We start from the raw sequence: 26,673 nt of genomic DNA, 5'->3' as shown, positions 1-26,673 counted from the left end.
CAGTTGACCTCTCACCCCGCGGTTCATGTTCGACATGGCGCTCTTCATGCCAAGCCGGGGGTCAGCCCGTTCCGACGTGGGCGAGGTGGAGTTAGTTAGCAAAACTTTAGACTGAACGGTATGTTCGACTAGTGTCCCCCAGTCTCGTCTCAGTCGTCATTCCCACGTACAACGGCGTCGATGTCATCGACGAACAACTTCAAGCTCTGTCTTCTCAGCAATACGACGCTCCGATGGAAGTGATTGTCAGCGACAACAACTCCACGGACGGGTTGCGGGATTTCATTGAGGATCATCCGCAGGCGAGTCGACTGAATCTGCGGTGGGTCTCGGCATCTCGTAGGCAAGGAATTTCCCATGCACGAAACGCTGGAGTGGCTGCAGCCTCTGGCGAGTTCGTCGCCTTTTGTGATGCGGACGATCGGGTTCACTCGACGTGGCTGAAGGCGTTAGTCGAAGCCGCCCCCGGAGCGGACCTCGTCAGTGGCGCACTGGAAACGGCGTCGATCAATTCGGATGAGGTTCAGAAGTGGCGCCGCCTCGAACCTCGAGACGAGCCATACTCGTACGCGACATACTTGCCTCACGCAATGGGCTGCAATTTCGGCGTGTGGAAGTCGTCCTACCAGGCGGTCGGCGGCTGCGATGAAGACATGCTGATCGGCGAAGATGTGGATATTTCCTGGCGGATTCAACAGGCCGGCATGACATTCGCCTATGAACCACGTGCGCTCGTTGCATACCGCCTACGTGAAGGATTGAAGGCAGCGTGGAAGCAGGCAAAGGCGTACGGCACCGCGGACGCGATCCTGTACGCAAAGCACCGCCACCATGGCTTCCGTCGATCATCTTTTCGTTCAGTGGCCACCGAGGTTGCAGGCCTTGTTCTTCTCAACCCTCTTGTTCCGCAGGCTTTGACGGGTCTGCCACGGGGTAAATGGGTCACCCACGCCGGGCATCTGGCTGGACGGATCGCTGGCAGTGCTAACCAGCGCGTTATCTACGTGTGAAACGACAAAAGACGCCCCACCCTCGCGATGAGGATGGGGCGTCAGTCGTTTCTAATCCGCAGATTCTGCGGGCGTTTCCGGCTGCTTCATGATGATCAGTTCAGCGTCCGGTGCGTCTTTCCAGCGGTATGCCCAGCGTCCGTCAGCGAGTTTCACCGTGCCGGGTTGGCCGATGTCGGGGTCAGGTTCGAAGGCCATGCCCCGATCATCTCAGGTAGTTCACGAGATCCGGACGAAGCTTCCAGCCTCAATCACTGTGTTGTCGAACGCAGAGACGCTTACCCACACAGTGAACTGGTCCCCGCTTGCCACCGCAATCTCCGAGGGCGCAATGGAAACTGCATAGGTTCCGGTATTTGCAGGCGCGGTTGCGGTTTGGGAAGCGACAACGGTGGATCCTCGGCGCACTTCCACCTTGTAGATCCGGTTGAAGTACTGTCGGCCGAATACCACCGAAACTTCCAAAGTAGCGGCCTTCGTGCCAGATGCAACCAGCGCATTGCTAGTCACGATGCTGCCAGGATATGCCGGGTCGCTCCCCCATCCAGTTACTTGTATAGGTGTGGACGAAGATGGTGTGGCGAATGTTCCTGACTTCAACATGCCAACAGGGGTGAACGACGAGTAGATCGTTTCCCATGCCGAGCCTGTCCAGCGGTGTGAGGACTTGATGTCCTTCCATGCCGTACCGGTCCACATCGTCTTGCGGAGAACCTTCTTCCACGCACTGCCATTCCAGCTGTATCCAGGCACCGGCTACTCCGTCACGTGGTAGATGACACCGGCGATCTGTCCAGTCGTCGGCAGTACGGTCACGAACTGGTTCGCGTCACCACGCATTGCTGTCGTCGACGTTGTTCCGATCGATAGGTTCGAGTTTCCCGTGCCCGCACCGATCGCAGTACGCCCAGCAGCAGCATCGGTGGCCTTCATGACGTTTCGGCCCACGGTCGTAGCGTCCGAGATGTCGGCAGCTGTATGCGTGTGCGCAGTCGCCGACTTCCCGTCGAGCGCAGTCTGTAGACCTGTGACATTCCCGATCGCGTGAGTGTGCGCGGTCGGTGGTCGAGCGTCAGTCAATCGTGCATCGGTCCCCTGGACTGCACTGTCGGCCTTGTCGAGACTCGCCTGCACAGACGTGCCGAGCTTCGGTTTCGTGACAGCGCCGTCTTGCACCTTGATCGTCGAGATCGCATTGTCGGCAACTGCGCCAGTGGCGATTTCATCCGCCGCAGCCTCGGCGCGGTCAGCTTCGGCCGCAGATCGATCGGCGTGGATCGAGGATGCGTTCGCAGAGGTAGCCGAAGATGTCGCGCTCAGGTTCGCCGCGCCGGCCTGCGCACTGGCGGTGCTCGCAAATCCTTCGGCCTGCGTCGTCGCAGAAAGCGTCACATCGCGAGCCGCAATCGTTGCAGCTTTGTCGGCTGCCACTGTGCCGACGCTCGCATCGACTGACGACTTCGCGTTGAGCGTGTCCGTCCGCGCAGTGTCGACCTGCCCCTTCGCCGCAAGTGTCGCGTCACGCGCGGTGAACGTGTCCGCCTTGGCCGTGTCAACCGCCGTGCGAGATGTAGCGGCCGACGCCGCGTCTGCCGACGCCTGGGCCAGTGCCGGGACCGTAACTTTGGGTAGCGCAGTGCTGTCCTCGAGCCCGAACTGCAACTGATTACCGACTACCGCGACGGAATTAATCGACAGTCCGCGCTCACCACGGAACGCTGCACCTTCGCCATCGGCCGGCCATCCAGTCGTGCCGTAGATGTAGAGCAATCCGTCCGCATTGACGACAAACGCCGCGCCGAGATCCCACGGGCCAGGGCCGAGATCTGCGTACGTCGGCACAGAACCGGAGAGGGTGACGCCAGCGCCGACATCCCCCTTCTCCCCCTTGGTGATGACTTTATGGTCGGAGATCACGATCTGTTCGAGTTCTGAAAGGCGGTGGCTTCCAGAGTCTGGAATCATGAAATCGTAGGTGGCTTGCCAGTTCTGGGTTGCGATCGTGACGCGACCAGGCCCAGGGTCGAGATCCGGGGACGTGACTCGTCCCGACGCGTCGGCGTAGACCGGGATATCAGTCGGGGTGATCATGCCGTCGCCGTCGGCCTTGGTGCGATATGGGACGCCGTGGAAGGTTGCAGTGACCTTGTCCGGCCGCAGTGCGAGATCCTGGAAGTCCTCGAAGATGATTGTCACGCCATTACCCCTGTCCCGTATCGCCTTCGTTGATTTTGCGGCTGATGTGTTGCACGGACAGGCGGTTGAAGGCAGGACCGCCGAGTGCGCCACGGCCAGGTGCCATTTCGGTGATGTAGATCTGCACCTGGTATCCCGGCGTCGGAACAACCACTGATGTGATGTTGGTTGACGAGAACGGTTCCGAATCGGTCATGCGTGTCTTCTGCCTGGAAAACACCTGTCCGACCGTGTCTAGTACGCGGATCTCCCACTCGACCATGCCCGAGAGGAATTGAATGTAGTCAATCCACAGCTGGCACCTGATGTCCCACAGGCCTTGATCGTCGAACACGATTCGGCCGTTCGCGAGATGGCAACCCTGCATCGGTCCGACTTTGTTGGTGAATCCCACTTGCCCTTTGTTGAACAGGCCAGCAACGGTGTTCGCGTACGCGGAACCGTAATCGAGAAGCGGGGACAGTAGATCCGTTCGCTCGTTCAAATCCTCTTGGCCGTCGCGCATTCCGGTTCCAAGGAGTTCGGCAATATCCTTCGTGTCTTGCGCTCCCGAGCCGGACGGTGGCGGCACCATATGATCGGGTGAAGTCATGTCACACCTCCTCCTTCAACGACTCGGGAACGTCTGGGGGTTGCTGTCCAGGCACGTGATGTTCGATCCACCGCAACAACTCGCGAATAAAGTTGACAGCCAGACGAAATCGCTTCTGCTCGTCACGCAACATCCGCTCGAGACGGTTAACCCGCTCGCCTTGGTTTGTGAGCTCGGTGCCTTGGCGCCGGACCGTCTCTTCGAGATTTGCGGTGGCGATCTTCTGAGCTTCCGCGAAGGCGGTCCAGTCTGCGGTGATGTTCGCTTCGCGCGTCGAGCGCCGAGCGAGTAGATGGCCGATGTATGCCGAAAGGGCTGCGACCACAGCACTGACTACACTGACGAGCGCTATGGCAGCGGGCGACATTCATCCCCTCCTTCTAGGCCAGGAGGCTCAACGCCAGGAAGGGAATGGGACTGCTCGTAGAGCGCAGCCACGCACATCGCCAGTATGGCGATCGTGAAGTAACTGATGGCTGAGACATCCGCTCGAGGCACGTCCAGGAATTTCCATGACAGCATGAAGCTCCCACCCCAGAGCAGATTGAAGAATATGGCTGTCGAGATGCCTAGTGGCTGAAGGCGTTTCCAAAAGACCGCTACGAGAGCGATTGCACCTGTCGTGATCCAGCCGACGGCATACCAGGACAGCGGAACGACTTGGTCAACGAAGGCCAATTGAGCGGGGGCCGAGTCGGGAGAGCGGGGGCCGATATACGACGACCCCCGACAAACCGAGGACACTCCCAGCGCCGCAAGGGCGATTCTGCGGACCATCACCGGCCCCCTTACTGGGTAGGTGGGTCAGTTGCCTGCGCGATGCTTGCCGACATAGTCCTCGATCTCAGCGACCTGCTTTTCTGTCACCCCGTTCGGGGTGAGCTTGATCCCGACGACAGTGAAAACACTGACAAGGAGCAGGACCCCCGTCGTTACTTGTGACGGCAGGTCGACGCCAGCGGAGATGAGTGTCCACACAACAGCCACAAGGAGGCCTACGGCGGACGTGACCGTGTTCGCATATCGCTTCACGATCGGTTGGTCGGCGACCTTCTCGCGGAGGATGTTTCCGAGGATGTCGAGATTCGGATTCGTCATCACTGGCCCGCCTTCTTGTCGACGAACCCGGCGATTCCCAGCTTGGCGCCGATGGCACCGAGGGCATCGACGACGGTGCGGTTGCCGAGCTGCGGCCACCCGGGGTACTTGCCCAGTTCGGGAGATCCGGTGAGCTGCGCGTTGGTGTCCTGTTCATACGACATGGTGCCTCCTGGAGTTGACGGGTTGGTGGGGTTGAGAATTGTTTGCGCGTAGCCGATGACGACGTCGTAGGGAAACCCGGTTCCGGGGTCCCAATGGTCAGAGCCGCCGAAGGCTTGTGAGCACTCGTTGTGCCCCGCAATGCCCTTGACGCCTGCCTTCAGGTCAGCGGACGAACGTCGAACGAGTGGGATGCCGTAGTCCTTCGACCACTTCGCGACGACCTCCGCGGACTTGCGCAGTGCTTTGTCGTAATCGCGAAGCCACACCTCTCGGGATTGTGCGGCCTGGCCGACAACCGAGATGTGCAGTCCGCCGATGTTTGCGGCATTCGAGCCGGCCGCCCACGGGACGTAGTTGTCGTCGTTCGATCGGACCGAAGTGCCGAACTTGTCGGTCAGCACGTTGTACGAGCCGCCGGCGGACGGGTTCTGCTGATATCGGGCTACGTCCTGGGCGGTCGTGGCGCCGCTGTTCTCGGTGGTGTGGAAGATAATCCACTTCAGCGCGCCTGTGTTGCGCGGACCTGAATCGTTCGATGTGTAGATATCGACGTCAGCTTTGTACTGAGCCATTGTTGTACTCCTCGTTAGGTGCTCGATGTTTCGCGCGCATGGCGTCGTATCTCGCCAGCGCCGTGCGGACCTTCTCGATCTCTTTCTCGGGAAGGTCTTCGAGGGGAAGATCGTCGAGTTCCGGTGTGGGAATTTGGCGCTCGATGGGCTTGTCGATGTCGACCCACTGTCCAAGGTTGTTCGGGCCGATCTCACCGACGAGCGGCGGCTGGTAATGAACAAGCGGTCCGACGTGAATGCGTACGATCCAGGATCCGGTCTGACTCGGCCGGCCGACTATCAGTCCCCCATGCTTGTCGAGCCCAAGTCCGGGCGGAACCCGACTGCCAGTGACGATGCGCCAGGCGGTCTTGTCGGCGTCCGGCACTGGAATGGTCAGCGACCGGTCGAGTAAATACTCGTCCTCCGCGCCCGAGAGCTGCTCAACGATTCGTATCCGCAACGTGATCGATCGCGGAGCGATGTTCGGCAACTTCACTCCGAGGTCTTCGAGAAACTTCCCGAGTGAGTTCAATTGCGGAGTCTCGAAAGAAACTCCCGCTGAACCATTTTCGTCGAACGGCGGATGCAGGAAGATGAAGCTGTAGGGGTGCATCGACTCGGGCCAGGTGTACGGAAATGCAGGGTGGTGCTCCGCCATAGTCGATCGCTCCTAGATGAGGTTCTGATATCTGGTCGATTCCGCGTGCAGGGTTTCGATCAGTCGGAGTGCAGACGAGCCGGGGAGTTCGTCCTCGCGTGAATCGCCGATCGTGATCTCCCATATCGGCGGCTGCGTTCGTGACCATTTGCGGCGCTTTTTCACCACGTACGAGAGCCATATTCGTTTGCCGATTTCGAATCCACAGCGATGACCGAGGTCTACGTCTTGGCCGATTCGGTATGGCACGCCATCGATCACGCCCGCGGTGAACGAGATGAACCCGCGTTTCTCGTGCAGGGCAACTCGGCCGCCCTGTAGGCCGGATAGTGACCAGGCGTCACCCGGCGCGTATGTCTGTCGATACGAGTGTGAGCCCATCGACTGTTTGCGCTTGGTGTTCGTGAACCGCTGCCACGCGAGAATGACGTCTTCGACAGCTCGGTCGAATATGCCGAGTCCGGCCGCTGGCAGGCCTATGAGTAGTCCGATGTACGCCAATGCAGAGTTCAGCAAGAGCTTGACCGAATTATTGACCCACTGAGGACTTTTCCCGCCGATGATCACGGTGTGACCGGTCGCGTGATGTATCCCCATTTTCGAGTTCACGAGGCCTTGGTGTTGCGATCTTCGCCAGATCACCACCGGAGGATTGACCCCGTCCGGAGGCATCTGGCCGGAGTTCGGATCCGCGATCGTGACCGTCTCTGACGTGCCGTCGGGGAAGACGATGCGCACGAGGTCGAGGATCGGGTCCAGGATCGTTCCTGTCGCGCCACTGACGAATGATGCTTCGACGACGTCGATGATCAGCGTCGCCTCGGTGAGAATGCAGTAATCAGGGAACGGTTGTGAGTCGCCGGGCATCCACCGCTGCGTCGTGAGCATCAGGCCGGCGTCTTCGAGAGTGGCCTTGATCAGATCCCACAGGTTATCGAACCGTGCTGCGAGAACAGTCCACTCGGATGTGTCCGGACCGATCTGCGGGGCGATCAGTACCTTCCACTTCGAGGGGTCGATGTTGTTCTTCCAATAGGCCTTGTCCCACAGGTTGAACGGGTGAGGAAGCCAGGTCGATTGGTACTCGCGGAGGAAGTTCCGGAACAGATACGAGCGAACCGCGGTCTTCGCGCGTTTGGCCTGGACGTCGGACTTCGGAAACTGAAACTCCAACGGTGCGAGCGTATTTGCCCATGCCAAGTTGTTCTTGACGTGCTCGATGTCTTCGAGACCGATCACTGTGACGCGTTCGTAGCCATCGTCAGCGTTGAACTCGACCTCGATATCGATGACCTTGTACCCGATGCGTTTCTCGGGGTTGTCGATCGGCTCGACATAGAAGTGAATGTCTTCTTCGACCGTGTTCTGATAGACGAGCCAGTCATTCCACGGATGGTCACCAGGGAGGACGAAGCGCCCTTCTTCGGTGTCGTTGATCATCTTGCCGAAGTCGACTTCTTCTTCTCCGACGATCTCGGTGATCAGCCGCCACTCTTTGTCACACAACCCGATTCGGTCGCGCGCGTTGTGATCGCGCTCTTCCTTCTCGCGCCGAGCGGTGATCTTTTCCGAGACTGCGCTGAGTACGCTCACCGAATCACCCCCACGGCTTCGAGTACTGGTCGATCAATTCGATGCGAATGTCGCCGGTGCCCTTGATCTTGAACTGAATCGGATAGATGGTTCGCGGCGGAATCGGCTCAGTGAACGTGACGCCGCGCATCGCTTCCGGCCACACGGCCGGCCCGTTTTCGACTTCGAGCGTTCGAACCTGCGGATCCGTGTAGAGCTTCCAGTTCTGATTGAGCGCCGGCATCTTCACCATTCGCGAAGTCGTGCCGTCTTGGATTTCCCAAGTCGATCCGGGCGTGCCGAGAATGATCGGCCACAGCGGCCGGTCCGTCGGATTGGTGAGTTCGAAGATTTGCTGACCTGAGACGACTTGCTCGTCTTCGCGCATCCCTGCTTGCCATGCCGGGTTGCACGCGACCAACTCCATGTCGTGCTCCATGAAGTTGTTCACGTCGGGCGCGATCGACCACTCCGATGGAGGGTTTTTGCTCTTGCGGATATCGAGCCAGCGATACGGGCCGCTGCCTTTGCTCGCCGTGAAACGCCCCGCCCTCTCGGTCGACCAGCCGTCCCACCAAGCACTTTCGACTTCGTCGTGGATGTCCTCGGTCGCCCCTCGTGTACCGATGAGAAGTCCGACCTTGCGCTCGTCCTCGATCGTTTTACGGGGCGTCGAACCGATCTGCCATGCCCCCGACGACGTAACGAGTTCGGTCGGTGGCAAATACAGTCCCGATGCCTTGTCGAGAATCGCAACGTTCTCCGCGGCCTCCATGAACCCGTAGAGGTGCCACGGACGGCCGAGAATATCTATGTAGCCGAAATTCTTTGCCATGCGTGGCACCTCCTACGAATCGTTGTCACCGGCGCCTGGAACGGTGAGCGACAGTCCGCTGGCCGCCACCGGTTTGGGTCCGGCGCTGCCAGCGTTCGAACATCGAAAACATCTGCTCCTCGTCGAGCAGCCCGGTAAACGTGGGGGCGTATGTCGTGCTCCCCCCACCGCGCTGGTTGCCGGATTCGAAGTCGTTCAGAACGTCTCCGCGGTCGAGAACCCCGACCAGACGGTTGAAGTCCTGTGTGGTCCGCGGCGATAGAACCCGCTCGGGCTCGAGGATCGCCTTGGGCATGAATCCCAAGCCCGATGCCTCGCCGCCCTGATCGAACGCACTCAACTTCTTGAGCGTCCCGAGCGGGTCATTCCAGTCCGGCGTGAACGGGAGCTGGGTCATCGCTTCCGACAGGCTGATGGTCATCGTCGGTGGAGCGACGATTTCCGTCGCGGGAGTTGCACCCAACGGCTTTGGCTTCTTGAGTGGTTCCGTCGTGCGCGCACCGGTGGGCCCGGTGTTGTCGACGAAGAACTTGTTCGGATCCGCAAGAAGTGAATCCTGAAGTCCGAACGTCTCGAGTAGCCCGTTGGCCAAGATGCCACCGAGGTCGGAACCGATCTCTGCGAAGGTCTTCAGTCGCGACTTGTCGCCGGACTTGTCCCCTTCCTCGAGCAACTTCTTCTGAGTCTCCGACAAGCGGTTGCGCGCCGCATAGACGGCCATGTCGGCCTTCTCTTTGTCGATGCTCGTGGAATCCGCCTCGCCGTATGCCCGGTCGCGTGCGATTTCAGCTTCGGTGACGGCAATCTCCGCGTTGCGGAGCTCCATCGCCTCATCCGTCATATCGCCCGGCAGATCCGGGGCAGGGCCGTAGGACTTGGCACTGCCGGCGCCCTCGCGCTTCGCTTCCAGGTCGATGACCCGCTGCTCTGCACGCTGCACCCTGAGGTCAGCCTGTTGCCGGTCAGCATCAGACTTCTTCTCGTTGGCGTAGACCTTGTCTCGGGCCTCTTTCGCCTGCTGAATCGAGACACGAGCCGATTCAAGCGCCAGGTCGTCCTTTTCCGTCCACGTCGACTCGCCACTCGAGTACTGATTGGCCGATGTGCCCGATCCCGGCGAGTATCCCCCGGCGATCTTGTCGAGCGGCAGGTGAAACTTGTACGGGAACTGCCCGTCATTCGCTCCAACGGCAGGCGCACCGATCCGTGAATCACCGTGCGAACCGCCGGATTCGACAGGCTGACCGTCGAGAGTCGCGGCCATATGCTCTTCCGAGACACCCACGTTGAACGGCGAGGCCGAGTTCAGCCCCTTCGCGAGACCTGCTGTCGCGCCGCCGATCAGGCTGTAGGTCGTGTAAATCCGACTGGTGGCCTTTCCGAATCCCATGAGGATCTGTTGCAGCCATCCGACAAACCCGGAACAGTCGAACCCGTCAGGACCGACGCCGCCCCACTTGTACTTGACCCCGGTGACACTTCGAGCTGCGTCGACAGCCTCACCAACCGCGCCACCGGCCGCGAATTTGCCGACCTTGCCCTGCGCGAGCGCGGCCCGGAAACGGTACGCGCCAGCTTGGCCGCCAAGTCGGTCAACGTCAGCTGTGGTGAGAACGTGCTCACCGGGCATCGCCAGGATAGGTACTGAGTCCTTGCCCGGAATGCCACCGGTGATCGGGCCACCCTCTGCCCTGCCGGGCATCATGAAGTCGCCGAGAGACGCAGCGGGCGCATTCGATGGGCCTGGGGCGATGACATTGGCCATGATGTCGACTGAAATGCCAGTGTTCCGGTTGATGAAGTCAGTGATTGCAGCCTGGGCTTCGACCGTTCCGGTCAGCTTGACATTCGTGACCAGCTCTTTTGGCAGCAAGCCATACTGATTCGCTAGCGCCTCTGCAGCAGCACGCGAATAGTCAGCTTCCATCGCCTGCCGAATGAAGTCATCACGGATCCGCTGCCCAGCCGCCTCAACCGCAGCTGCCGCATCGCCAGTGCTCAACTTCTGTTCTGCGGCTGCCGTTCTGGCTTGAGCGCCCGCATCGTCGAATGCGGACCTGACCGACATCATCGAGTCAAAGAGTCTCGAGCCTGCCGCAGTCGATGTGTCAATCTTCCCTGTCGCCTCATCGACACTGGCACCGGCACCGGCAGCCGCTTCGCCGAAACCTCGAATCGCGTCGTTGACCTTCTTTTGCGCCTCTTCGGCGGAAAACTGGTCGCCACGGAGCTTCGCAAGACCGCCGCTGAGGATGTCGATTTTCTCGGCCGCCCCACCAGTTGAGGACTTAAAGTCGTTCATGGCCTGGGCCATGGTCCCCAAACTCGCGGTGGTGCCGTCAAATGAGACATTCGCATCGCCGCCCGCTGCCGCGACCCGCTTCAGTGATTCTTGCTTTTCCTTGATCGCAGCTTCAGCCTCGTCATATGCCTTCAGTGCTGCGCCTGCCGGATTGTCCTTCGTGAAAGTGTCTTTGGCGTAGTCGGATTGTCCGCCGATCGTGAATTGACCGAGTATCGACTTCAAGGAGAAGTCCGGCATTTTGACGTCTGTGAGACCACCCCAGATATCGAGTTCAGATCCAGCCTGGGCTGCGAGCTCCTCCCGGGTCTTCCGCAGCGCATCGGCATTCCCCGCTAGGCCTGCGGCTGCAGTCCTGGCGGACACTCCGACATTCTCGAGTGTCTGCGAGAGAGTGTCGGAACTGTCTGCGAGTTTGATCGACTCGAGCGCTGCTGCTGCTGCACTTTGTCCGGCCGTCGTATACGCGCCGCCACTGTCATGCAAGGTCGTAGCGAGATCAGAGACTGCACTCCGAATCTCGTCAGTGCGCTGCGCCGCATCCTGGCCGGAATTCGAGAAAGCAAGGTAACCAACGGCCGCGGCGGCCATGGCAATTCCCCAGGGGCCTGTCATGAATCCCGCTAGTCCGCTTGCGGCTGTTCGCATTCCGCCAAGTGCCGCGGTGCCTGCCGATTGAACTCGTGCACCGAAGATCGCTGCGGATGCAGTTGCTTGACGCATGCCGCCGACGAATACGCCGTTACTTGTGGCCGCGAGACGTTGGGCAGTCGCGAACCGAACCAGCGCCTGCGAGGATGTCACCGTTGTTGCAGCGCCAATCCTGGCTGCAGCGGACTGCGCTCGGGTTGCTGCAGCATCTCGGATTCGCGCAGCGGTGCTCTGCGCCGCCGCCGGTGGCACGCCACCCATTGCCGCAATGTTTGCGCGCATAGCAGCGGAGTTCTCGTTCAGCGCCGCCGTGAGTTGACGCTGAACTATCCAATTGGCGGGAGCCTGAATTGCCTGCACGAATCGGCCGATGTTGCCCATCGCAGTGGTGGCCTTGATGCTGAGCATTGCGCCTGCTAGTCCAACAACCGCCACCTGGGCGGTCGTGGAGTGGTCAGCCAAGAATCCCATCGTGTTACCAACGACGCGAAGGCCGGAAGCTGCGACAGTGACCGAGTCTCCACCGAGCTGAACCAGCGATATTCCAGCGCCTTTGACGGCCGTGCCGACTTGCTGTGTTACCTCCCAGAGCTGCCCGAGAACGCTCTTGTTCTCGCCAGCCGCGCCCGTGAGTCCGTCGATCGCAGCCTCGGCATCACCGCCACTTTGCGACAACTTGGCGAACATCGCACCGACATCACCAGCATCATCGCCCGCGAACAGCCCCTTGATCCCCTGAAGCCCTTCGCGAATCTTGAACAGGATTTCGACAGTCTTCGAGTCCTCTTCGAGGCCGAAGGTCATCTTGGACCCTGCGAACTCGCCCTTCGACAGGATGGACCAGACGCCCTTGATGCCGTCTACGACCTCGCGGGCCTTGACGCCGAAGCGTTCCATCTTCGTCGCCGGACCCTCGATGGAGTCGCCCGACGACATGAAGGCGCGACCCATGTCGGTCAGTCCTGCGGCAGCCTTCTCGGCGCCGGCCTTCAGGTGGGGTGTCACCTTGTCGGTGAACTCCATGACCTTTCCGAGGCCTGCCTTCATCATCGGCAGGAACGGCTCGATCACTGCAGCACCGGCGCGGCCGAGCGCGGCCTTCATGTTCGCGAATGAACCGCGAAGCGTTTTTCCGGATTCGAGCGCGGCGCCGCCGATGTTCTCCTGGATGACCTTGTTGAAGGTCTCAGCGTCGACCTTGCCTTCCTTGACCATCTTGGACAGCTCTTCGGCGGTGACGCCGTACTCGTCCTGGAGCCACTGGAAGATCGGGATGCCACGGTCGGCAAGCTGATTCAGGTTGTCGGTGTACGCCTTGCCAGAGGTCTGGACCTTGTTGAAGATTGAGCCCATTTCCTCGAGTGAGGATCCGGCAATGGTTGCCGCGTCACCGGTGAGGGTGAGGTACTTCGTCAGTTCCTCGCCGGGCTTGATGCCCGCGGCGACTGCCGATGCTGCGATGCCGGCAGCATCGCCCAGGCCGAAGGCGGTCCCCTTCACGGAAGCCAAAGCGGAATCCATGATGGTGGTGACACCTTCGGCCGTATGGCCGAGTCCCGCGAGCTTGCCCTTGGCATCGTCGATCGCGACGACCCTGGCCATGCCTTGGGTCAGTGCCGTACCGATGACGCCGGCGGCTGCAGCTCCTGCAGTGGCGGCGCCGAACTTCAGTGTGGTGCCGATGCCACCGGCGATCTTGCTGCCCATCCCCTGGCCGGCCCGGTCGGCGTTGGCCTGGGCACCGGTGAGCGCCTTGTCGATACCAGGGATGACTTTGGAGGTCTCCGGGACGACGCTCAGGTATCCAACTCCGAGCTCGACACTGCCTGACATCGCGGCCTCCTCGGAGATGCATAAAGCCGCCAGACGGTTACGTCGACGGCTTCAATGAAATGAAGTTTTGCTCTATGGCGATAGACTCGCGAGCTTGAAGTCTTTGCGCTGCTGCTTAGTTAGGTTGCACCGCAGGTGCGCAAGTTGCAGATTCGCAAGATCGTGAGAACCACCATGCGCGCGCGGAAGAATGTGATCCACCGATGCGCTCAATGGATCGGGATGGTTTAGATCCGTATCGATCGGCTGGTCACAGATTCCACAAACGTCGCCGTCCCGATTGCAAAGCTTCACGACCGACGTTCGATGTGGTTTCGCCATCGCCCGCTTACAGGGAGTACAAAGTAGCGTGTCGCTGCGCTTCTTTCGGCCGTTTGCATGCCGAGCCCAAAGGTTGATTCGGGTGTCGCATTGAGCACATTTCACGAATTTCTCTGGCGCACAGTTTCCGTTTTGCTGATGGATCGATTGGCATCGGCTTGAGCAGAACTTTCGCCTCCCGTTTGGCGGCCAACCCTCTTGACCGCAAGAGAGGCAGCTTCGCTCAGTGGACCAGACCGACTTCACTTCGGCGCCAACGCCATTTCGCCGAAAGTGCGCTTTGTGTCGAGCGCAGTAGCGGGACCCACGACTCGGCTGGTCGCAACCCACAACCTCACAATTCGGAACACATTCACTTGAGCAGTACTTGGGAAATGGGCCAAAGTGACCGACCCGAATCACCTCAACCCCACACGACAAGCAGAATCGACTCGACATCATGCCTCACCAATCTGACCGCGGTAACACCCCTGGGGACCCGACACATGTTGTCTGACTGCCGAAATCGGAGCACCTCCACTATTGAGTTGTCACATGGCCTCCGCCGCCTTCTGTGCGGCGAACTGGGCCTGACGTTTTTTGATCTCTGCGCGTGCATCTATGACGACGCCGGACTTCTTGGGCAGCTCGGGCCTACTTGCCGGATCTGAGACCAGGAGCTTGAAGAGCGCGTTCGTGCCGCGCGCGCCATCTGCGGCGAGAATGGCGATCATGTTCTCCGGCGTCCGGTAGATAGCGTCCGGATCCAGGTAGCGCGAGTACGCCGACGACGCAGGCAAGTTCTCGATGATGCACGCCAGGTCCCACCAGGAGAGGGTGTCGCCCAAGTCTTCGAGCGACCGCCCTCTGTCCAGTAGGTCGGCCTGTATGGCCCCCTCAGCTTTCCTGTCTTCTAGGATTCTGAGGAGGCTTCCGATTCCCCCTCGGAGATCGGCACCTCCCCCGACCAGACCTGCCAGATCTCGTGCTGCTCCCCCATCGACAGTCCGTCGACGAGCGGCTTCAATTCGGGCTGCACGAGTCCGACCGTGAAGATCATCAGCTCGAGTGCGGTGACTTCGTCGTCCTTGGACTTCTTGCGATCGGCATTCTCCTTTTCGAGCCACTTCTTGGACTCGAGGACAACAGCTTTCGGTCGGTAGTGCCACTTCGGCACGTTCAGAGTGTGAAGAATCGGTTCGGCGTTTTCGTCGGCCGGATCGACGGTCTCGAATTCGATCTTGAGCTTGGACTTTTCAGCGTGTGCGGAGGTAATGCGATGGGTTGCCATGTTGCACCAGGCCTTTCGTTGTGTTTCTTATGGGAGATATGCGACCGGGCCTTTGAGGCCACCCGGCAAGGGCGGCCCGGTGCAGTGGGGTGTCAATCAACCCCTGCCGGGTGGGTTCAGCGCCGTTACGGCGCGATGGCAGCGATCTGCCGTGCAATCTCGTCGTGAATCAACTTGGGACTCACCAAACGCGACGTTGTGACTGTTCCTGCCTGCAATTCGGCGGCTGTCGCCAGCGCCGGCAAGGTGGGAATGGTCGGCTTGCCGGAAAGATCGCCGTATGCGCCAGAGAATGGCGCAGGCAACTCGTCGATCGAATCGTGGGCACCCTTCACGCCCTCTTCGATGTGACGGAGTCGCGAAGCGGACAGTGGGGTGGACGGATCGTTGTCGGTCCAGGTCTGTTCGGCGTACGTCATCAGTTACCTCCTGGGAGTAGCGCCGTGCTCGGCAAGGTGGCTGGGCCCGGCACGGCGACTAAGGGGTCAGGACTCCGTCGTCGCGGTACTCGACCACGTTTCCGCCCTTGAGCTCGACCGAAGTCGGCGCGTAGGTCTTGATGGTCAGCGTGCGGCTCGTGACGTTGTTGTGAACGTCCTTCACTTCACCGACCGTGACAACCTGGCCGTTCTCGACGACGTAGCGCTTCGTCTTCTTTCCGGAGATCGCCTCGACGACAAACGAACTGATCGGCAGCGGGTCGGCAGTGTGGTAGATCGTCTTCTGCACACCATGCAGCGCGGTCGCGGGAGTCGTGATGACATTGGCATCACCGAACGAGGTCTTGAGCACTGCCACGAGATCATCCTCGAGCAGTGTGATGGTGATCGTCTCGTCGTAGTTGGTCTGGACGTTGATGAACGTCTTGCCGCCGAACATCTTGATGTCGGTGTTGTCGCGAGTCTGAGCGACAGTCAGACCGTCCTCACCCACGGCGCCGTGATCGAGAAACAGCGGATCGAGTGCGGACAGTGCATCGGTGGGAAGTTCGGTTCCCACCGGGGCGCGGAAGAACACGCCTCCATCGATGGGAGGAGTGCCGACGAACGCGTTGTTGACATTGACAGTCATGATTTGCCCCTCTCAGGCATCGTTGCACCGGGCCAGAGGGTCGAGCGAAATCTGCTACAGCAAGCCGATGGTCAGCTCGCCAGTGAATTGGAAACGGGCCGACGACGTGCCGGGATCGGGAAAATTGACGGGAAGTGAGGTCGCTTTGGATCCGTGAATGAACGCCCCGGCGAACCGCTGCCCCCGGAACTGTTTCAGGAGCCGACGCACCTTGTTCACCAACTGCTCGGCAGCCAATTCACTAGGGTCCCAACACTCGATCAGAAACCGCGCCGAATCAGTGGCGAAGGTTTCACTTCCACCGGCGATGCGAGACACGCGGATCCGGCGAGCGCTCGGGTTTTCGGTATCTCGCGGCGCCTTCGTTCCAACGTGCGTGGTGTCGCCCTCGGCAGCCAGTCCGGCTTTGAGCGCTGCGACCATGACCGCCTGCGACGGAGGGGCTTCGCCCCAGTTGTCGGCCATCATCCACTCCCGAACTTTCGGACCATCGTGTTGTTCGTGGCGTTGTCCATGCGAGCCGCCCACGTCTTGGGGTAGACGCTTGCGCGCCAGCGCTTCTGACCTTGCCTGGACGACCAGCCGTATCCGGCGCCGAACGATCCGGCGATGCGCGCCGCGGTCGATTCGACCAATGGTCGCGCGAGCACGCTGCGGATGTGAAAGAAGGCTTGTTCATTCGGCTCGAACTTCATTCCACCTCCTCGTAAGCTCTGACACCTCGACAAACTCAGCAAACGCCCACACCTCGCGGTTGTATGCCTTAATGAGGACCTTCATCGAACGGTCGACGTAGACCAGGAGGACGCCTTCCTCGACGCCGAAAGCATCAGTGTCGTGGGAGTCAACACCCTCGGCATGCGTTACCAGCAGTCGCTTGTCCATCAGCCCTCAATTCGTCGCAGATTGACCGACACGAGCCCAGGACTCCAGATGCCGTTATCGTTCGGATCCTCGGGCCAGCCGATCACTTCGAAGCGTTTGCCGCCAACCATTACGTAGTCAGCAGGCTTGGCGCCCATGGACTGTGGCGCATACAGCTTCAAGTCGACGACAACGCGATCGTGGCCGGCCAAGGCGGGCTCATCCGATCGCGGCGGCTCCCAGCCGAATACGCGAACAGTGACTGGCAAGGCGTAGCTGGCGATTTCGTTGCCCAGCTCGTCTTCGCCAGCTGCGACATACGCGGCATGCTCCACAGAACGAGTCAGAGAGAATGTCACTGGGGATCATCCCCGAAGTACCACCGCGGCGAAGCGCCTCCCGGAAGGTCGAACAGAGCGCGCTGATCCTTGGTGAACACCAGCGTCGCCGAGGGGTTGAGCAAGGTAGCCGATTCCTGAAAACTTCCGGCAGCCAGTGAGTACGACGACTTCCCTCGGTGCTGCCCGGGAATCAGCGCGTCGATCACCATGTCGATCGACACTTGCTTGGCGATCTCCAGCAGGTCGTCGCCCGCTTGTGCTCCGCTGAAGTCGACATGCTTTCGCAGCATGCGCTCGGCCATGTCCAACAGTGCGGTCGCCCGCGCCCGTTGGATCGAATCGAGGGGGCCCCATTGCGCCGCAAGCTCATCAGGTGTTGCGAATGCCATGAAGCCCCCTCATCTCACTGTGCGTCGAGCGCGTTGACTGCGGCGACGAGCTCGTCCTTGCTCATGTCCTCGACACCGTCGATACCGCGCCAGGCTGCGTACTCGACCCATTCCGGCTTTGGTGCCGCATTCTTCGGGCGCTCGAGCTTGACGTCGGAAGCCGGTGGAGTGTCCGAGGTTGCCGTGCCGGGATCCGCCGGAGTAGCAGGTTGTTCTGCAGGCACTTCCGCTTTGGTCGACGGATCAGGCTGTTCAGCGAGATCCGAGAGTGTCAGATCTGCGCCGAACGCCTCGACCTGCTCACCGCGCTCGATCTCCGAATCGGGCAGATCGACAACATCACCGAAGTAGGCGAACCGTCGCTTACCTTCGTGGTTGAGGTACTCCCATACCGCAACTCGAATTGTCTTCTCGGTCATGTCAGCCCGCCAATCCGGTGACCTTCTTGATGGAGTACGGGTTCGTAACTCCGAAGATCGGCTGGACGTAGGACTGGACCCAGTTCTTGCGCGTCTTCTCTTCTCGCCACGTCTCGGTCGTCAGGCCGACTTCGTAGTCGAGGAAACCGACCTGGCCGCGCGCGACGGCGTAGGCGGTGCCGGCGGTCACGCGATTGGAATCGAAGATTTCGATCCCGGATGCCCGGAGGATGGCTTCATAGTCCTCGCCGTAAGCGATGACCAGGTTCGCCTTCTCCTGCGGGTTCACGATCCAGAGGTCGTAGACCACGCCGAGTTCCTCGCGGTCGGCGGCAAGCTGGACCTTGGCGAAGTCGGCGCCGGGGCGCTCCGCGTTGGGGGTCGGTGCGTTGCCCGAGAGGGTGACGTTCGACCAGTCGTGGCCAGGGACCACGCCCGCGCCGTTGAGACCGGCGATGGCGGACTCGAGAGTTGCGACTGCGCGCGCGTTGACCTTCCGCACGACCGTGTTGGCGAGCTGAGTCACCTGGTTGTCGAAGTACACGACATCGTTTCGACTCTTCGCCTGGTCGGTGATGAAGAACTTGCCACCCCAGTCTTCGGCCGATGCGGTCTTGGGGTCCTGGCGCTCGCCGCCGACGATCGGGTACTCGTTGCCGGCCGCACGCTGCTCGATGTCACGAGCGGTGTAGAGCTCGTTTGCCACGACCTGGTCGTAGATCACGGCTCCGGACGCGACAGAGACACCCGAGGACGAGAAAATCTTGTCCACGATGAACTTCTGGAGCGTGATGTCGGCGAGCCGCTTGGTGATGCGCTGCGGCTGCTTCAGGGCAGTGTCGACGGTGAGGACGCCGCCGACGAGGGTGGGCGCACCGAGCGGGTACGCCACGGGAGAGGGAGAAGGCATGATGCGTCCCCTTTCAGTAGAGGCTGATCTCAGCGTCGGCACCCGACGCTGCAGCGGTGACGGCGTAGCCCACGGCTACACCCGATGTCTTGGTGACTGCGACGCCGGCGGCGCCGACCTCCACCTCGGCGAAGGCGGCGATGGGTCCAGAGGCAGTCACGAAGGTGACGCGGTCCTTGCCCCGCTTGATTCCCACGAGATCGCCGGCCGCGGTGTCGCGGTCCGAGACGCCGCAGGTGCGACCGGCCGCGGTTGCGTGACCGACCGAGATGTTCCCGCCGTCGCGATTGCCGACGATGGCGAGGAATCGCTTTCCGGTGACTGCAGTCTTGGCGCGGCCGGAGATATCAGCTCCGGGCTCGTACACGCCGATGTTTTCGTTCGCCATAATCAGGCCTCCTTCGGGGTAGATGCACCGAACCAGCCGAGTTCGGCGGTCTCGGTCGAGGCGGCAACGCTGTGGCCGACCTCGGATACCGGGATCAGTCCCGGCGCGAGCGCTGCGAGTGATGCAGCTACGCCTTCGGGATCGGCTTCGAGAGCCTTGAGCCAGTGATCCTTTCGAGCGGTCGGGATCTTGCCGGCGTGGATGGCTTCGGAAACCAACTTCTCGCGGTCGGCGTTCTCCTGGCGATCGAGCGCCTTGGCGCCTCGCTCGGCCATCGCTCGGGTCTCCTCGTATCCGCTGGCCTCGACCAGCACGAGTCCGTTCGCCTTGGCGACCTCACTCAGCTTCGAGATCGACGCTGCGACTGGAGTGTTGGATTCCGACACGTCCTCGGACTTGTCGGGGGCCGTCGCCTTGTCGAGCAGCGCATCGAAGAGTGTCTGCTCGGTTGCGGTGTCCGGGAGGTCGAGGGCCTCGCGGAGTTCCTTGATCTGCTCATCCGTGAATGCCACAGTCGAGCCTCCTTCTGTATCGGATGTGTTCGTGCCCGAGGTTGCGGCCACGGTCTTCTCTGGCACGCCGGCCCGAGAAGATTCCTTGTCGGCCCAGTGGGCCAGGGGTTCGCGGAGCCCGGAGGAAGCGGCGACGTACTCGCGCTTCACTTCCTGGGGCTCGCCCCACGTAATCTCTTCGCCTTCAACGACAAACGGCACCCGATGCAGGGTGCCGTCCTCGTCGTTGATTGCCACCACTTCGGGTGGGTCCACGAAGATGTCTTCGATCCACCACCAACTGTTTGCCGCGGGCCCGTTGTAGAACGAGCTCTGTAGCTCCGCCACAGTCACTGACGCAGCGACCACAACAGCGGAAGCGTGCGGTGATCCGTCTTTGGATACTGGCATCGTGAATGACTCCTTTCCGCTGGAAGTAGCCGCCACGCCGTACAGCTTGGCGACGTCGATGATGCTCCCGAGCGTCCCGACGCCAGGCGATGTGACACCCAGTAGCGCAACCGCTTCGAGAACGAATGGATGAGTTCTTCCGGTTTGGTCGGTGACGTTGTACCGGCCTTCGATCGAGCGATCCGGGTAGGCGGACGCCATGATGTCGCCAAGCCAACCAGGAAGGCCGCAATAGTCCCCGACGAGCGTGGTCCCGTTGTCCTCGACGCGCAGATTGTCGATGTAGCCGATCGTCGGCTCACCGTCGAATCTCGGATCGGTATGGCCGAGTTTGAGAGTGGGGCGTCGAATGGCTGGCGAACTCAGTGCAGCGACTGCGGCGTAGAGATCTTCTGATGTTGGATTCCATGTGCCCGTCGAGATTTCCCAGGATCCGGCTTTGATCAGCTCGACGTTGGGGATAGTCACGAGAATTGGGCGGTCGGGCGTCACCAGATCGGTCATGTCGTCGACTCCTCAGCAGCCTGGGAGTTCGTCGGCAAGCCCAAGTTCTGCCGGACTGCGATCTTCAGCGCCTCGTCAGCCTCGAGAAGTCCGTTCTGTACCAGCAGCGCCAGAGATGCTGCGGTTGCGTCCTGACGAGAGCCGATCTCATCGAACACAATTCGCGGCGCCGCTTCGGATTCACCGAAGTTGATGTCGACCAGATCTTCGATGATGTGCGCATTCGCCGTGTTGGCGATGGACTCTGCGACCGTCTGCACAGACTGGACGAACATGTCTTCCTGGACGGACGCGAGAGCGAAACTGCCCCCTTTGTCGAGGTTGAGGAAGTGGGCGAGCGCGGCCAGCGCAATCTGCTTGTCGTGGTACTCGATCGCCTGCCCCATGTCCGGCAGGTTTCCGTTCACGCCGAGCAGCTCCATCGTCTGGCCTTCTGCGAGACCTACACCCGCGTGCATGCTTCCGCGGAAGCTCGACGCCAACTCCTGCATCTTGTCGACCTCGCCTTGATCGTTCGACGATGCGGTGCCGACCGGGACGCCCATGCCGTTGCGCTTGGCTGTGGCAGCTTGGATGCGCATGAATTCGTCTTTGAGAATCCAATGCTTGTAGGCCGGACGCAGCAATGAGGTACCGATCCATTCGCCCGGCTCCGGGTCGCGCACGTATGCGACAAGTCGCGAGACGTCGATGACAAAACCGTCCGGCAGCATCGATGCCACAGTCAGAGGTCCTGCCGGCGGGCTCTGCCTGATCGATTCGAGACCGCCATCGAGCGCGACATTGATCTTCGAGATTGTCTTCTGTGGACGCGGTGCGAGCTTGTGCAGCCAGGTCACGTCGTTCTCGTCGACGCGGTAGACCTGCTCGAAGAAACTGTGACCGTACGGAAGCATGAGGAGCACTGTTTGCAGATGCTCCTGCCACGAGAACCTTCCACGCGATCGGGCCTTCGAATCCGGCTCGGTTCCCACGATCGGCAGCCCGAGGTTCTGGGCGATGAACTCGACCACCTTGGGGTCAGCGCCATTCGGATCGATCCGCCAAGCAGTCCGACGAATCAGCAAGCCGATCGCCTGAAGGACCGATGCGACTCGGCCGTCTTCCTTCATCATTCGCGAGTAGACGTGCACCGAGTCGGGCCACTGCAGTTCTGGGACCTTCTCGTCGTCGTCCCACTGATGCCAGTCATTGCCCTTGCCGTTGACGTAACCGACTTCAGCCGTAGAGGGCATCGCTCGCTTGGTTTCGGCCATCGTTCCCCCTTAGAAAGCAGCTGATAGAGCGTCGAATTCGTCGACTGAACGACTTGCTGACGGTGGCTTGAACGCAGGGCTGGCGGGCGGCGTCGATGCTCGGCTGCCGAATGTCAGCAATGCCCATCGCGCCAGACCCGCGGCGACCATCGGGGCGACGATCGTGTCGCCGCGCTTGTCGAGAGCCCAATCGCCCTGCGGCAAGAACCGTTTGACGGCACCCTCGACAGCGTCGTTGAGGACCGGTTGATCGCTGTGACTGAGAACCTTCGACTCGGCGTCGTCATACAGGCCGCCACACATCTGCACGGCTTGATTGCCGGTCGTCTTGATCAGTTCGATGCCTGCGGTGAGTAAGAGTGGCTCGAGCACCTTCGCCGGCGAGTTCGCATCAGTGGCCAGTGCGCATGGATCCCAAGCTGTGACGATGTCGACCAGGTAGTCGACGACTTCTGCTTGGGCTGCCGATTGGAAGTAGCCGATTTCCACATGAATTCGCCCCTCGACAGTGCGCTGAGCGGCGGCGATCACCCACCATTTGCGGTCGAGTGTTCGGTCCATGCCGAGAGCGATCGGCCCGGTGAGCTCAGGACGTTCGTCGACGAGGCCGGTCCACATCAGTTCCGAAATCACCGACCATGAAGCATCTTCAGCTTCGACCGGCCAATCGCCACGACCCAACGCCTCGACGTCAAAGCCTTTTCGGCCCGCCTCAGTCGACAGACGCTTCATGATCTGCAGAATCTTCTCCGCAGTCTGAACAACGCCGTAAGACGGATTCGCGTACTTCCAAGTCTCCTCAGACTCGCGATCCATGTCATCGGGCGCCATGTACTCCGCGAAGTACAGACCTTCGTCGAGCTTGAGCCCGCGCTTCCGAATCGCGGCGAGCACAGCGCCATTCGGATGTTGATCCTTGTTCACCGCCGACGACGCATAGATGGTCTGCGGATTCTCAGCCGCCATCTGTACGAACGACATCGCCGAGAGTTCGCCGTCGGTGAGGTTGTATGCCTCGTCGTAGATGATCAGATCGACCTTGGTCAATCCTCGGCCGGTGTCATTCGAGCGAGTGCCGAACGAGATCGTTATGTCGTCCTCGAGCTCGATAATCCCTTCGCCCTGCGAGCATGTCGACCGTACAACTCGACTCCGCAGCCAGGAGCGAGATTTGATGATCTGCATCATGCGCTTCCACGCATCGCGAGCAGTCTTCCAGCGCTGCGCCGTGTAGATGATCGTCTCGCCGAGCTTGAAGAGCCCGTATAAGCAGCGCTGAATCAGGATTTCCGACTTGCCGTTCTGCCGCGGAACAATCAAGCAGCAGTCAGGGTGAGTCCACCGACCCGCAGGCGTCATCGACAGAATCGCGTGCTGTGATTCCCTCTGCCACGGCATTGATTTCATGCCGGCTCGACGTGACAACTCGATCGACTTCTCGCCGTGGGTGATGTCGCCGTCAAAGACGGATAGATTGTGCGGCTCTTGCCGACCCTCTAGCTGCGGAAAATCCTCACAGATCAGCGAGGCCGTCATAATCGTCAGCCCCTGTCTTCGGGCTCTTCTGCCGGCCGATCTCAACGAGCATCTGCCGTAGGACCGCCGCCAACTGGCGCGCCTCCTGTAGTCCGGAATCGATCTTGATCTCGAGAACGTCGCCGTCACCACGAGTCGGCGCCAGGTGGAACCACAGATCCTCGTCGCCGGAGTTCAGGCGATGAAGAAGATCGAGCCGATCCTTGATCCGCGACGCTTCGAGAATCATCACCGTCAATGAATACGGATCGAGTGCGTCATACAAGGAGTCGAAAAGTTGGCGTCCGGCACGAGAAAGGGTGTCCGTTTCATGAATCTCAGGATCGAACTCATCGAGATCTTCCATGCTGGTCACCCCCTATTGCACGCAGCGTTTCAGAGCCCTGTAAAAAAACGTCCTGACTACCACATGGCCAGTCAGGCACCCCCCTCCCTCGATAATTTCGGGGCGGGGGTCATGGCCAGGGCATTACGCGGACACCTAGGGCCGCCTGGTCGGCTTGAGCCTGCTCCAGGGGCTTTCCTGTAACCGCGGGTCGCAGATCATCTTTGGAGCCGTCTCCGCGCTGTTTATTGCATAGTCCGTGCAGTAGCCGGTCGGCCTTGGTCCCACCGTGTGCCCTCGCGTGGGAGTGGTCTGCGGCGAGACCCTGGGCGAGGTACATCGGCTCCCCGCACCACCAGCATGGGGTTCCTTCTACGTGGGCCCTCAGTAGCTTTTCGCGCTGCTTCTGGTGTTCCCAACCGAGTCCTCGTTGGGTCGTGGTCTTAGTGCTTGCCATGGTCTTGTAGTTGGCGGATCTGCAATTCCAGCGAATCTCGCCCATCTTTCAGGACTTTGAGCTGCGCCTTGTTGTGATGTGGGTCTGCGAGCATCCGGCCGAGATGCACCTCAGTGTCGTAGAGCCGATCTTCGAGGCTGGGCATCTGCGTACCGCCGTTCTTCCGATCAGGAATCCAGACGTCGCATCTGGTCTGAGGTGGCACGATGTATCCACCATCGAGAGAAGCGAGTTGATCCGTGAAGAACGACCAAGGTGTGAAGATCGCCAATGCGGTGATATCTGTCGCCGCACTGCTTGTCCTGCTCGTGTTGGCCACGGGGCTGAACTGGAGTGGAGCTGGGCTGTTCTTCATCTTGTTGTCGTTCTCGGTGACAGGCGGCGTGATCACTTGGGTTGTGTTCGCCATTCGAGCGCTGGTCGTCAAGCCCGCTCCCCTGCCCTTGCAGCGACGCGCCCCGGGGGTACTCATGCCCGCGGGGTGGTATCCCGATCAGCAGGATCCGTCTCAGGTCCGCTGGTTTAACGGCAGCGAATGGACAGCAGCGACACTGCCCCGGCAGTGAGCCGAGCTCAGCGACCAACCGCTAGATCACCCAGAACTCGATGAGCGCCCACACAATTCGGATCGCTTCGATCAGGTCGAGGGTCATCATGTTCACCTCTCAGTAGTTGCAGTTGGCGTCGGTGCCGCAGCCTGGACAATCCGCGCTCGACTCAGGTCGGTTCTCGTACTCGTCCAACCACTTCTGAGTTACACGCTTCTCGGCCATGCGTGCGGATCCGTTACGGCGCCGGTGTCCTCGGATGTGAGGTCGACAGCAAGCCCAGCCTGAGTTCGTGACACCAAGCAGGCCGGCCATGTCGCCTCCTGAAGTTGAGCCCCGGCCGGCGCTGCCCAATTTTGGGGACAACGGCAGACGGGGGTTGCTGCACCATCCCCAAAAGGGAGCGCCGTTGTCTGACGGTCCGGCGCGGTGTGCAGCAAGTCGATTCCACCCAGACAGAGGCTCGACGTCGAAGTTCGCCATAGTGAGCCGCTTGGATTCCGTGATCCCGACGACGTATACGGCGGGCGGTGACTTAAACCTGGATGGAAGATTGTGGCGTTGATTCCTGGAGCACCCACCGGCGATGTTTCGGCTAGTGCATCAACAGATCCAGACGCGCCCCTGGACGCAAAGAAGGCGCGAGACCCATCCTTTCGGATACCTCTCACGCCCTTGCGAGCGAAGCTTAACACATCCACTGTCCGTGGCAGGTCAGGCACTTTCGAGCGTCGGGTGCGCGAGATGCGCGTCGAGCAGTTGGCCGAACACGAACACCGGCGATTCCTTGCCTCGAATCGTGGTGTGCCGGATCGGCTTCACGGCACCGACCTCACACAGGTGGAAGATCCGCCGCTTGGTGAGCGTCAGATAGTTCTCGATGTCGTTGCCGTCCTCGTCAACTCGGCGGCCCATCAGTTTGGCCATGCGTGCGGCGGCGGACGCGTTCACCTGAGACTTGCGCGCCTCTTCCCGCTTCTCGTCGTCGAGAGGTCGAGAAGATCGGTCGCGCGGCGGTGTCAGTACTGCCCATGATGAGCGCACTCGGTGGCGGATTGCGCGAAGCGATTCCTCGCTACCCGGAGTGAGTGCGAGTGCGGCGACGTTGCGATCGAGCCAGAGCGCGAGACCGGCGGTGTTGTCACGGAAGTCCGGCGACGGCACACGTTTGTCGTGCACTCGCAGTGGACCGATGAAGTTGAATTCGTGCGTGTAACCGATCGGCCAGTAGGTGATTCCGCGAGGCTCACAGACGAACCGAACCCACGACGCCAACTCTTGATGCAGAGCGGTAGCAGCGGCGGACGCAGCAGGGTTGAACGGCAGCGGATACGACCGCTCAACCTTGCCCGTCCGTGGACCGCCTTCGGAGAATCGCTCTTGGCAGCAGATTGCGGCATCGAGGCCGGCCATGAGCGCTGTGACGCTACGCAGAATGTTGATCAGCTCTTTCTGCCCCTGCCGATCGAGGTAGAAGTGATCCGCTTCGGTCGTCCCAACGCTCATGGTCACACCTTCCCAACCGTCCGCAACTCTGGACTGATTCTACCACATATCACACCCAGATACTTTGCGCCACAACATGTTTGGAGAATATTCCCGAATAGTCCAGGCCGCCCTGATTTGCTTCCAGGACCACATGCTTTAATCACAGCCCGAGCTCCACGCAACTGAGATAGCGTGGCGTTACCTATCGCATACCTCAG

At 60.6% G+C, this 26,673-nt stretch carries 32 protein-coding genes; 2 read left to right on the top strand and 30 right to left on the bottom strand.

What is annotated here, in order from left to right; all coding sequences use genetic code 11:
* Positions 1–131 precede the first annotated feature (131 nt).
* On the top strand, positions 132–1,010 hold the full coding sequence (locus tag AC2ETI_RS18835; protein WP_483634241.1) for a glycosyltransferase family 2 protein: 879 nt from the start codon (positions 132–134) through the stop codon (positions 1,008–1,010).
* 51 nt (positions 1,011–1,061) lie between these two features.
* Here the strand turns inward: AC2ETI_RS18835 and AC2ETI_RS18830 are convergent, their stop codons facing one another.
* The 29 genes from AC2ETI_RS18830 to AC2ETI_RS18690 form a co-directional block, all read right to left on the bottom strand.
* Positions 1,062–1,208, bottom strand: a complete 147-nt coding sequence (locus tag AC2ETI_RS18830) for a hypothetical protein (protein WP_483634240.1) — start codon at positions 1,206–1,208, stop codon at positions 1,062–1,064.
* 21 nt (positions 1,209–1,229) lie between these two features.
* Positions 1,230–1,763, bottom strand: a complete 534-nt coding sequence (locus AC2ETI_RS18825; RefSeq protein WP_483634239.1) for a hypothetical protein — start codon at positions 1,761–1,763, stop codon at positions 1,230–1,232.
* Between the two features lie 3 nt (positions 1,764–1,766).
* Entirely contained in the window at positions 1,767–3,206 is a 1,440-nt protein-coding gene (locus tag AC2ETI_RS18820; protein WP_483634238.1) for a phage tail fiber repeat family protein, read from the bottom strand.
* A gap of 4 nt (positions 3,207–3,210) precedes the next feature.
* On the bottom strand, positions 3,211–3,798 hold the full coding sequence (locus AC2ETI_RS18815) for a hypothetical protein (RefSeq protein WP_483634237.1): 588 nt from the start codon (positions 3,796–3,798) through the stop codon (positions 3,211–3,213).
* Between the two features lies 1 nt (position 3,799).
* Positions 3,800–4,165, bottom strand: coding sequence for a hypothetical protein (locus AC2ETI_RS18810; protein WP_483634236.1), 366 nt, complete (start codon positions 4,163–4,165; stop codon positions 3,800–3,802).
* A 437-nt stretch (positions 4,166–4,602) separates the two neighbouring features.
* Positions 4,603–4,896 (bottom strand): hypothetical protein, encoded by a 294-nt coding sequence (locus AC2ETI_RS18805; protein ID WP_483634235.1) that lies wholly within the window; start codon positions 4,894–4,896, stop codon positions 4,603–4,605.
* Complete coding sequence (locus tag AC2ETI_RS18800; RefSeq protein ID WP_483634234.1) at positions 4,896–5,633, bottom strand: peptidoglycan recognition protein family protein; 738 nt, start codon at positions 5,631–5,633, stop codon at positions 4,896–4,898. Before AC2ETI_RS18800 ends, AC2ETI_RS18805 begins: the two co-directional genes overlap by 1 nt.
* The gene (locus AC2ETI_RS18795) at positions 5,614–6,273 is read right to left on the bottom strand and encodes a hypothetical protein (protein ID WP_483634233.1); all 660 of its coding nucleotides are present in this window, start codon (positions 6,271–6,273) and stop codon (positions 5,614–5,616) included. Before AC2ETI_RS18795 ends, AC2ETI_RS18800 begins: the two co-directional genes overlap by 20 nt.
* A gap of 12 nt (positions 6,274–6,285) precedes the next feature.
* The gene (locus tag AC2ETI_RS18790) at positions 6,286–7,866 is read right to left on the bottom strand and encodes a Gp37-like protein (RefSeq protein ID WP_483634232.1); all 1,581 of its coding nucleotides are present in this window, start codon (positions 7,864–7,866) and stop codon (positions 6,286–6,288) included.
* 4 nt (positions 7,867–7,870) lie between these two features.
* Positions 7,871–8,680, bottom strand: a complete 810-nt coding sequence (locus tag AC2ETI_RS18785; RefSeq protein ID WP_483634231.1) for a hypothetical protein — start codon at positions 8,678–8,680, stop codon at positions 7,871–7,873.
* A gap of 25 nt (positions 8,681–8,705) precedes the next feature.
* The gene (locus AC2ETI_RS18780) at positions 8,706–13,466 is read right to left on the bottom strand and encodes a tape measure protein (RefSeq protein WP_483634230.1); all 4,761 of its coding nucleotides are present in this window, start codon (positions 13,464–13,466) and stop codon (positions 8,706–8,708) included.
* 72 nt (positions 13,467–13,538) lie between these two features.
* On the bottom strand, positions 13,539–13,787 hold the full coding sequence (locus AC2ETI_RS18775; RefSeq protein ID WP_483634229.1) for an HNH endonuclease: 249 nt from the start codon (positions 13,785–13,787) through the stop codon (positions 13,539–13,541).
* 530 nt (positions 13,788–14,317) lie between these two features.
* Positions 14,318–14,614, bottom strand: a complete 297-nt coding sequence (locus AC2ETI_RS18770; protein WP_219466118.1) for a hypothetical protein — start codon at positions 14,612–14,614, stop codon at positions 14,318–14,320.
* 65 nt (positions 14,615–14,679) lie between these two features.
* Positions 14,680–15,057 carry a hypothetical protein gene (locus tag AC2ETI_RS18765; protein WP_350491290.1) on the bottom strand — a complete coding sequence of 126 codons (378 nt, stop codon included), beginning with the start codon at positions 15,055–15,057 and terminating at the stop codon, positions 14,680–14,682.
* A gap of 125 nt (positions 15,058–15,182) precedes the next feature.
* Positions 15,183–15,476, bottom strand: coding sequence for a hypothetical protein (locus tag AC2ETI_RS18760; RefSeq protein ID WP_483634228.1), 294 nt, complete (start codon positions 15,474–15,476; stop codon positions 15,183–15,185).
* Between the two features lie 58 nt (positions 15,477–15,534).
* Positions 15,535–16,128: a hypothetical protein gene (locus tag AC2ETI_RS18755; RefSeq protein WP_219466110.1), complete on the bottom strand. Its 594-nt coding sequence runs from the start codon at positions 16,126–16,128 to the stop codon at positions 15,535–15,537.
* Positions 16,129–16,182: 54 nt separating this feature from the next.
* Positions 16,183–16,593, bottom strand: a complete 411-nt coding sequence (locus tag AC2ETI_RS18750; protein ID WP_483634227.1) for a hypothetical protein — start codon at positions 16,591–16,593, stop codon at positions 16,183–16,185.
* A complete protein-coding gene (locus AC2ETI_RS18745; RefSeq protein WP_483634226.1) occupies positions 16,593–16,823 on the bottom strand; it encodes a hypothetical protein in 231 nt (76 codons plus the stop codon). Before AC2ETI_RS18745 ends, AC2ETI_RS18750 begins: the two co-directional genes overlap by 1 nt.
* On the bottom strand, positions 16,804–17,013 hold the full coding sequence (locus tag AC2ETI_RS18740; RefSeq protein ID WP_483634225.1) for a hypothetical protein: 210 nt from the start codon (positions 17,011–17,013) through the stop codon (positions 16,804–16,806). The genes AC2ETI_RS18745 and AC2ETI_RS18740 overlap by 20 nt, the downstream gene beginning before the upstream one ends.
* Positions 17,013–17,351 carry a hypothetical protein gene (locus AC2ETI_RS18735; protein ID WP_095971162.1) on the bottom strand — a complete coding sequence of 113 codons (339 nt, stop codon included), beginning with the start codon at positions 17,349–17,351 and terminating at the stop codon, positions 17,013–17,015. Before AC2ETI_RS18735 ends, AC2ETI_RS18740 begins: the two co-directional genes overlap by 1 nt.
* Positions 17,348–17,722, bottom strand: a complete 375-nt coding sequence (locus AC2ETI_RS18730) for a hypothetical protein (protein ID WP_095971163.1) — start codon at positions 17,720–17,722, stop codon at positions 17,348–17,350. The genes AC2ETI_RS18735 and AC2ETI_RS18730 overlap by 4 nt, the downstream gene beginning before the upstream one ends.
* A gap of 14 nt (positions 17,723–17,736) precedes the next feature.
* Positions 17,737–18,141 (bottom strand): hypothetical protein, encoded by a 405-nt coding sequence (locus AC2ETI_RS18725; RefSeq protein ID WP_483634224.1) that lies wholly within the window; start codon positions 18,139–18,141, stop codon positions 17,737–17,739.
* A 1-nt stretch (position 18,142) separates the two neighbouring features.
* Complete coding sequence (locus AC2ETI_RS18720; protein WP_350491284.1) at positions 18,143–19,051, bottom strand: major capsid protein; 909 nt, start codon at positions 19,049–19,051, stop codon at positions 18,143–18,145.
* Between the two features lie 13 nt (positions 19,052–19,064).
* Positions 19,065–19,439, bottom strand: a complete 375-nt coding sequence (locus AC2ETI_RS18715) for a capsid cement protein (RefSeq protein WP_256082706.1) — start codon at positions 19,437–19,439, stop codon at positions 19,065–19,067.
* Positions 19,440–19,441: 2 nt separating this feature from the next.
* A complete protein-coding gene (locus AC2ETI_RS18710; RefSeq protein WP_483634223.1) occupies positions 19,442–20,845 on the bottom strand; it encodes a phage protease in 1,404 nt (467 codons plus the stop codon).
* Complete coding sequence (locus tag AC2ETI_RS18705) at positions 20,842–22,101, bottom strand: phage portal protein family protein (RefSeq protein ID WP_483634222.1); 1,260 nt, start codon at positions 22,099–22,101, stop codon at positions 20,842–20,844. Before AC2ETI_RS18705 ends, AC2ETI_RS18710 begins: the two co-directional genes overlap by 4 nt.
* A 9-nt stretch (positions 22,102–22,110) precedes the next feature.
* Complete coding sequence (locus AC2ETI_RS18700) at positions 22,111–23,421, bottom strand: hypothetical protein (RefSeq protein ID WP_483634221.1); 1,311 nt, start codon at positions 23,419–23,421, stop codon at positions 22,111–22,113.
* Between the two features lie 193 nt (positions 23,422–23,614).
* Positions 23,615–23,983, bottom strand: coding sequence for a hypothetical protein (locus tag AC2ETI_RS18695; RefSeq protein ID WP_483634220.1), 369 nt, complete (start codon positions 23,981–23,983; stop codon positions 23,615–23,617).
* Between the two features lie 422 nt (positions 23,984–24,405).
* Positions 24,406–24,624, bottom strand: a complete 219-nt coding sequence (locus tag AC2ETI_RS18690; protein ID WP_483634219.1) for a hypothetical protein — start codon at positions 24,622–24,624, stop codon at positions 24,406–24,408.
* Positions 24,625–24,658: 34 nt separating this feature from the next.
* Between AC2ETI_RS18690 and AC2ETI_RS18685 the strand changes: the two genes are divergently transcribed.
* A complete protein-coding gene (locus AC2ETI_RS18685; RefSeq protein ID WP_483634218.1) occupies positions 24,659–24,985 on the top strand; it encodes a DUF2510 domain-containing protein in 327 nt (108 codons plus the stop codon).
* 696 nt (positions 24,986–25,681) lie between these two features.
* Here AC2ETI_RS18685 and AC2ETI_RS18680 read toward each other — a convergent pair.
* Positions 25,682–26,473 (bottom strand): hypothetical protein, encoded by a 792-nt coding sequence (locus AC2ETI_RS18680; RefSeq protein ID WP_256519687.1) that lies wholly within the window; start codon positions 26,471–26,473, stop codon positions 25,682–25,684.
* Between the last annotated feature and the right edge of the window lie 200 nt (positions 26,474–26,673).

This window comes from Rhodococcus sp. MurmanLake-1, from assembly GCF_056945715.1.
This window is presented reverse-complemented; position numbering and strand designations above follow the sequence as displayed.